Annotated in this window: 9 protein-coding genes; 6 read left to right on the forward strand and 3 right to left on the reverse strand. The window is 68.6% G+C overall.

Features of this window, described 5'->3' with window-relative positions; translation table 11 throughout:
* Positions 1-1,056: lipase family protein (locus JWP83_RS18285; RefSeq protein WP_297732645.1), on the forward strand; the 1,056-nt coding region annotated here is incomplete at its 5' end.
* Between the two features lie 16 nt (positions 1,057-1,072).
* Here JWP83_RS18285 and JWP83_RS18290 read toward each other — a convergent pair.
* The 3 genes from JWP83_RS18290 to bioB are packed head-to-tail and all read right to left on the reverse strand — an operon-like array spanning position 1,073 to position 3,019.
* A complete protein-coding gene (locus tag JWP83_RS18290) occupies positions 1,073-1,705 on the reverse strand; it encodes a DUF2567 domain-containing protein (protein WP_297732660.1) in 633 nt (210 codons plus the stop codon).
* A gap of 23 nt (positions 1,706-1,728) precedes the next feature.
* Positions 1,729-1,965, reverse strand: coding sequence for a hypothetical protein (locus JWP83_RS18295; protein ID WP_297732647.1), 237 nt, complete (start codon positions 1,963-1,965; stop codon positions 1,729-1,731).
* Between the two features lie 13 nt (positions 1,966-1,978).
* Positions 1,979-3,019, reverse strand: coding sequence for a biotin synthase BioB (gene bioB, locus JWP83_RS18300; protein ID WP_297732649.1), 1,041 nt, complete (start codon positions 3,017-3,019; stop codon positions 1,979-1,981).
* A gap of 142 nt (positions 3,020-3,161) precedes the next feature.
* Between bioB and JWP83_RS18305 the strand changes: the two genes are divergently transcribed.
* The 5 genes from JWP83_RS18305 to JWP83_RS18325 form a co-directional block, all read left to right on the forward strand.
* On the forward strand, positions 3,162-3,341 hold the full coding sequence (locus tag JWP83_RS18305; protein ID WP_297732651.1) for a hypothetical protein: 180 nt from the start codon (positions 3,162-3,164) through the stop codon (positions 3,339-3,341).
* A gap of 80 nt (positions 3,342-3,421) precedes the next feature.
* On the forward strand, positions 3,422-5,266 hold the full coding sequence (locus JWP83_RS18310) for a hypothetical protein (RefSeq protein WP_297732653.1): 1,845 nt from the start codon (positions 3,422-3,424) through the stop codon (positions 5,264-5,266).
* A 4-nt stretch (positions 5,267-5,270) separates the two neighbouring features.
* Complete coding sequence (locus tag JWP83_RS18315) at positions 5,271-5,645, forward strand: hypothetical protein (protein WP_297732655.1); 375 nt, start codon at positions 5,271-5,273, stop codon at positions 5,643-5,645.
* Positions 5,642-7,006, forward strand: coding sequence for a hypothetical protein (locus JWP83_RS18320; RefSeq protein ID WP_297732656.1), 1,365 nt, complete (start codon positions 5,642-5,644; stop codon positions 7,004-7,006). Before JWP83_RS18315 ends, JWP83_RS18320 begins: the two co-directional genes overlap by 4 nt.
* A gap of 111 nt (positions 7,007-7,117) precedes the next feature.
* A partial coding sequence (locus tag JWP83_RS18325) for a PE family protein (RefSeq protein ID WP_297732658.1) occupies positions 7,118-7,488 on the forward strand: 371 nt, incomplete at its 3' end.

Below are 7,488 nucleotides of genomic sequence, written 5' to 3' on the forward strand. Positions count from 1 at the left end.
GTTCCGGCCCAACTGGCCCCCGGGCAGACCTGCCCGCTGCTGTCCTATCAGTGCGCGATCGACGCCATGACGTCCCGCTGCTTTCCGTCCTACGCGCTGCGGCGCCGGGCGAAGGCCCTCGGCTCGCTCAGCCAGTTCGAGTTCCTGCTGGTCACCGCCGCCGTCGCCGAGGGCTGGGCCGTCTCGGTGCCCGACCACGAAGGCATCCACGGTTCGTGGGGCGCGCCCTATGAGCCCGGTTACCGCGTGCTGGACGGGATCCGCGCCGCCCTGAATTCGGAACGGCTCGGGCTGTCGCGGTCGGCGCCGATCGGGCTGTGGGGTTACTCCGGCGGTGGCCTGGCCAGTGCGTGGGCCGCGGAAATGTGCGGCGAGTATGCACCGGAACTCGACATCGTCGGCGCGGTGCTTGGCTCACCCGTCGGCGACCTCGGTCACACGTTCCGCAGGCTCAACGGGGGCTTCCTCGCCGGGCTGCCCGCGTTGGTGGTGGCCGCGCTCGCCCATATCTACCCCGATCTCGACCGGGTCATCAAGGAGCACACCAACGAGGAGGGACGCGCCCTGCTCGACTCGCTGGAGACGATGACGACCGTGGAAGCGGTCCTGAAGATGGCCGGCAAGAACATGGGCGACTACCTCGACGAGCCGCTCGAACAAATCCTAGCGACTCCCGAGGTCAGCTACGTCTTCGACAGCATCAAGCTGGGCGCGGCGGTGCCGACGCCGCCGGTGCTGATCGTGCAGGCGGTGCACGACTACCTGATCGACGTGCACGACATCGACGCGCTGGCCGACGCCTATTCGGCCGGCGGCGCCCGGGTCACCTACCACCGGGACGCGTTCAACGAACACATCTGCCTGCACCCGCTTTCCGCCCCGATGACGCTTCGCTGGCTCACCGACCGGTTCGCCGGCCGGCCGCTGACGGAGCACCTGATCAGGACCGCGTGGCCGACGATGTTCAACCCGATGACCTATGTCGGCATGGCGCGGCTGGTCAAGATCGCGGCCAAGGTCCTCACCGGCCGGAAGGTTCCGCATCGTCCGTTGTGAGGCCCCTTGAAAGCCGCTATGAGACGGCGGCCTCCGGGGCTTCGGGCTCCATCGGCAGCGCACCGGACGGCCGATCGGCCACCGGAAGGGCGCCCAGGTCGTCGCGGGCGTCGGCGGCCGCGAGCAGGGCGTACACCAGCGCGGCGATCCCGGCGGGCCACATGAGGGTGACCGCCACCTGCGGCAGATCCAAGGAGAAGAACACCGGCGGGGCCTGGGTGACATAGGCCACCGACGGCCTCCCCGACAGCGGGACCGCGTCGAAATTCAGTGCGCCGTACCTCAGCCGAACCAACAGCGCGCCCGTCCCCGCCGCGGCGGCGGCGGCGAGCACCATGCCGAGCGACAGCCCGAGGACCATCGCGGGCCCGCGGTGCTCGCGCCGCTGCCAGACCAGCACGGTGCCCACCACCGCCAGCACCGTCAACAAGCCCAGCAGCAGGCACGGCGCGTCGAAGAAGTGTCCGGATTCGCTGCCCAGATAGTCATGGACCCGCTCGCCCGCCCGCGTGATCGCCACCACCGCGCGAATAGGCGGGGCGATCCATGCCCACAGCCCGCCGATCACCACACCGGTCGCCGCCACTCCCAGCGCCGCCGCGACGACCGCGCGCGTGCGCGTCGCGCGGGGAACGCCGGCGGGCTCCAAGGTCGCCGGCGCGGGGTGCTCGGTCACCGCTGTGCCTCCATCTCCGCCGAGTCCACGTGGCCGTGCCGCGAGCATTGCGCCCGCCACCCGTCGGGCCGAACCTGGACCACCATTCGGCGTCCGCATTCCGCGCAGAACCGGGGCGGCTCCAGGCCCAGCTCGGCGGCCGTCGGCATGGCGGTGCCCCCCAATTCCCCGGTGTAGACGTTGTAGACGCCGGCGCCGACCGAAGCGCCCGTATCGCCCAGTTTTTCCGCCACGGCTGCCAGTCTCTTACAGGCTGGCGTTGAGCGCCTTGATCGGCATCTGCAGATCCTCGAGCAGTTCCAGGTCCGCCTCGGCGGGGCGCCCGAGCGTGGTCAGGTAGTTCCCGACGATCACCGCGTTGATGCCGCCCAGGATGCCCTGCTTGGCGCCGAGGTCACCCAGGGTGATCTCGCGGCCGCCGGCAAAACGCAGGATCGTGCGCGGCAACGCCAGCCGGAAAGCGGCCACCGACTTCAAGGCCTCGGTGACCGGCAGTACCTCCAGGTCGCCGAACGGGGTGCCCGGCCGCGGGTTGAGGAAGTTCAACGGCACCTCGTCGGGCCCGAGCTCGGCCAGGTCGGCCGCGAATTCCGCACGCTGCTCGTACGTCTCGCCCATGCCGAGGATGCCGCCGCAGCACACCTGGATGCCGGCGTCGCGCACCATCGACAGCGTCTCCCAGCGCTCTTCCCAGGTGTGGGTGGTCACGACGTTGGGGAAGAACGAGCGGGCGGTCTCCAGGTTGTGGTTGTAGCGGTGCACGCCCATCGCCGAGAGCTGCTCCACCTGCTCGGCGCTCAGCATCCCCAGCGAGCACGCGATGTTGATCTCCACCTCGTTGCGGATCGCCTCGATGCCGGCCGCGACCTGCGCCATCAACCGCTCGTCGGGCCCTCGCACCGCCGCCACGATGCAGAACTCGGTGGCACCCGACTTGGCGGTCTGTTTGGCCGCCTCGACCAGGCTGGGGATGTCCAGCCTGGCGCTGCGCACCGGGGAGGTGAACAGCCCCGACTGGGAGCAGAAATGGCAATCCTCCGGGCATCCGCCGGTCTTCAGGCTGATGATCCCCTCGACCTCGACCTCGGGGCCGCACCAGCGTATCCGCACCTCGTGCGCCAGCGCCAGCAGCGCATCGAGCCGGTCGTCGGGCAGCTGCAACACCCGCAGCACCTGGTCCCGGCCCAGCCCCTGGCCGCCCTCCAGCACCTGCTGCCGGGCCACGGCGAGAATGTCGTCGTTCGAATCGTCGGCGTCGGTCGTCGGCCGAGTTGCCGCTTGAGTCACCAGGTACTCCCTGCATCTTCTGTGTGCGCACGCAGCCGCACCTGCCACGTCGTCGTGGCGGCCTGAATAATTCGGTGTTCAAAGTAGGGTAACGGCCTCTGAAAATGGGGGCACATGGGCACCGCCGGGGTATGTCTGGACAATGACTGCTCCGCACGTCGAGTACGTGGCGCATCACATGCTGCTACTGGCGATTCCGGCGTTCCTGCCTGCGATCGTCGTCGTCGCCGTGATTCTGTATGTCGCGCTGAAGGACCGCCGCACCGGCGGCAAGCCCGGCGAGGCCGGGCAGCGACGTGACGCCGACGAAAAGCGTGATTGACAAGCCCCCGATCGGGGCATTCCGGTTTCCTGCGAGATGGATCACATCTCGCCAGCGGACGGTGTTGGGAGGGGTTGACGATGAAGTCGGCGGAACTGACTCTTGTTGCCGAAGCACCGGCGCGCGGTGCGGGGCTGAACCAGGTAATCGGCCTGTCGATCGCCGCGGTGGTGATAGCGGTGGCCATGCTGTGGATCGGGTATGCCCATCGCACCCATCGCATCGAGTGGCTGACCCGGATCGCCGACCGGCTGGGCGAAAAGTTCCACCGGCCCAACTGGGTGGCCCTACCGGTTCTGGTCTTCACCTCCTCGATCATCTGTGCCCTGTTCGGGTTCATCTGGGACGTCAGCTGGCACATCGGCAATGGTCGCGACCCCGGCCCACTGGCCAACCCGGCGCACTACTTCATCATCATCGGCCTGTTCGGAATCTTCGTCGGGGGCATGTTGGCGGTGGTGCTGCCGTTCGACAAGCCCGGCCCGGCGGCGGTGCGCATAACGAGTAACTGGTACGCGCCGGTCGGCGGCGTGCTGATGGCCGGCTGCGGGCTGTATGCGATGATCGGCTTCCCGCTCGACGACATCTGGCACCGGATCTTCGGGCAGGACGTAACCCTTTGGGGGCCAACGCATCTGATGATGATCGGTGGCGCCTGCTTTTCGCTGTTCTCGGCGCTGATGCTGGAGCGCGAGGGCGAGGCCCAAGAGGCCGGGGACGTCTACCACGGCGTCTTCATCACCTTCCTGCGCTACCTGTCCTTCGGCGGACTGTTCATCGGCCTGTCGGTCTACCAGATCGAGTTCGACTTCGGCGTCCCGCAATTCCGCCTGGTGCTGCAGCCGATGTTGATCGCCGCGGCGGCCGCGCTGGCGGCGGTCGCCGCCCGAGTCACGATGGGGCGGGGAGCCGCGATCGTGGCGGCATTGTTCGCCATCGCACTGCGGGGCGGGGTGGCGCTGCTGGTCGGGCCCATCCTGGGGGCGCCGACCAACTGGTTCCCGCTGTATCTGGGCCCCGCGCTGGTCGTCGAGCTGGTGGCGCTGACCCCACTGATCAAGCGCCCCATCGCTTTTGGCGCCGTCTCCGGCCTGGCCGTGGCGACCGTCGGGCTGTGGCTGGAGTCGCTGTGGATCGGGGCGGTGTACCACTACCCGTGGCCGACGAAGATGTGGGGCGAGGCGCTGGCGATGGCGGTGCCGGTGGCGGTGCTGACCGGGATATGCGGGGCGATGTTCGGAATGGTCCTCACCGCCCAACGCCTCCCGGACCGGCGGATCGCCATCGCCGCGGTGGTGCTGACTGTCTTGGTGATCGGCGGCGCGGTGGCCAACGGGCTGCACATCAATGTGCCGCGGCAAAACACCGCCACGGTCACGTTGACGGACGAGCCCAGCCCCCCGGGGCAGCGCCTGGTGTCGGCGGACGTGCAGCTCACCCCGGCAGACATGGTCAGCGACCACCCGGAGTGGCTGACAATCCTGTCCTGGCAGGGGCGGATGGAGAACAACCGCGGCCTGGTGATCGACCGGCTCAAGAAGGTCGGACCCGGGCACTACCGGTCCACCGAGCCGATTCCGGTGTGGGGATCGTGGAAGACCCTGCTGCGGGTGCAGGACGGCTACACGTTGACGGCCGTGCCGATCTGGGAGCCGGCCGACGACGCCATCCCGGCACCCGAGGTTCCCGCGCTGGCGTCGAGCACGCGCCCGTTCGTCCTGGAGGTCACGATCCTGCAGCGTGAACGCGACCAGAACGCGCCGGCCTGGCTGTTCACCGCCGGCTCGATCGTGGTGCTCTTCTTGACGCTGATGGTGATCGCCGCCCTGACGTGGGGCGCCGGTCGCCTCAACAACGCCGAGACCGCGCCGAAGCGGGTGGAGGAAGAGAAGCACCCCGTGCCCGGGGCATCCACGGCGGCGTAGCTTGGTGCCAGTTCATAGGCTGCTTCGCTGCACCCGCGTCACCGCGTGGGTGGCGGCGCTGGCGTGGGCCCTGGTCGCCTGTGGAGGTTCGCAGACCCAGTCCCCCGCGGCGGCCCCGGTAGTCGACGTCACCATCGCCAAGGGCCAGGTCACTCCGACCAATGCCACCCTGGCGGCCAAGGTGCACCAGCAGATCACCTTCCGGGTCAGCAGCGACGCCAGCGATGAGTTGCACGTGCACTCGACGCCCGATCACAAGTTCCAGATCGCGGCGGCACCCAACCAAACTTTTCAGTTCAGCGTCGACGTGCCCGGCAACGTCGAGGTCGAGCTGCATCGCCTGGACCGCACGATCGCGACCATCCACGTGCAACCGTGAGCGCCGGTCGCGCGACGGTGGTGCTCGCGCACGGTCTGGGCGGGTCGGGCGACCTTCCCGTCCCGTACCTCTACGCGATGGTCGGCGCGGCATGGGCGCTGACGTTCACCTTCGCGCTGGTCGCGTTCGCGTGGCGGCGGCCGAGGTTTGATCCGGAAAAGCCCGGCCGCCCGTTGCCCTGGGCACTGACTTCTTTCGTCGATGCCCGGGTCACCCGCTGGACGGCCGCGGGGTTGGCGCTGGTGTTCGCGGTGTGGGTGGTGCTGGCTGGGGTCCTGGGGCCCCAGTCGGAGTCGAATGCACTGCTCGGGGTGTTCTACGTGCTGTTGTGGGTCGGCTTGCTGGCGCTGTCGTTGCTTTTCGGACCGGTCTGGCGGGTGATCTCACCGATGCGCACGGTGTATCTGCTGCTGCGGCGCGTGACGCCGCGACGACTCGGTCGACCGCGATGGTCCTACCCCGAGGGCTGGGGCTATCGCCCCGCGGCGCTGGGCCTGTTGGCCTTCGTGTGGATGGAGCTGGCCAGCCCGAATTCGGCGTCGCTGCCGTTGGTCCAGGCGTGGCTGCTGAGCTATGCCGTGCTGATGCTGGCCGGGGCGTGGTTGTGCGGGCAGCGCTGGTTGGCCCGGGCCGACCCGTTCGGCGTGTACAGCATGGCGGTGTCGCGCCTCTGCCCGTTTCGCCGCGACGCGAACAGCGGAAAGATCGTCATCGGCAATCCGCTCGATCACCTCCCTTCGCTGCCCGTGCGACCCGGCGTGGTCGTGCTGCTGGCGGTGCTGCTCGGGTCGACGGCATTCGACAGTTTCTCGTCGTCGCCGACGTGGCGCGGGTTCGCCGATCAGACCTCCCGCGCGTTCGGCATGCCGCCGACGCTGTCGTCGTCGGGGTTGCGAACCGTCGGGTTGATCGTGTTCATTTCCGTTGTGGCGGTGACCTTTTCGCTCGCCGCGCGCGCCGCCGGCGGTGTCGACCGCGAGCAACGTCGCGCGCTGCCCGGCCAGATGGCGCATTCGTTGATCCCGATCGTGGTGGGCTACATCTTCGCGCACTACCTGTCCTACCTCGTCGAGCGGGGACAGCAGTCCGTGTTCGCGCTGGCCGATCCGTTCGGCCGCGGCTGGAATCTATTGGGGCTGGCACACTTTCACGTCGCCTACGTGCTGTCGACGCATCCCCCGGTGCTCGCCGGGATCAAGGTGGCATCGGTAGTGACCGGGCACATCCTCGCGGTGATCGCCGCCCACGACAGGGCCCTGCGGCTGTTGCCGGCGGGCCATCAGCTCACCGGGCAGCTGACCATGATGCTGGTCATGGTCGGCTACACCTTCACCGGCTTGTACCTGCTGTTCGGCGGATAACAGTGAAAGCAGCCGATGAGCTGCGGATCGCGCTACCATCTGCTTCTTCACAGCATCTCTCGAGCGCAATTGCCGTTGGCTGCTGCCGCAGCAACCTCGTGGGAGGCTGGAATGTCCTTTGTGATTGCCACACCGGACCTGGTGATGGCGGCGGCTACAGACCTTGCGGGCATCGGTTCAACGCTCAGCGCGGCCAATGCGGCGGCCGCGACCCCGACGACCGGGATGTTTGCCGCGGCCGCCGACGAGGTGTCGACGGCGATTACCGAGGTGTTCGGTGCGCACGGGCTGCAGTTTCAGGCCGTCGGCGCCCAGCTGGAGGCCTTTCACGACCAGTTCGTGCGCACCTTGACCGCCGGCGCGAGCGCGTATGCCGGCGCCGAGGCCGCCAACGCATCGCCGTTGCAGACGGTGGAGCAGGACGCGCTGAACCTGGTGAACGCGCCCACCCAGGCGCTGCTGGGACGACCGCTGATCGGTCC

The organism is Mycobacterium sp. (genome assembly GCF_025965855.1).
In the GTDB taxonomy this organism is placed as follows: domain Bacteria; phylum Actinomycetota; class Actinomycetes; order Mycobacteriales; family Mycobacteriaceae; genus Mycobacterium.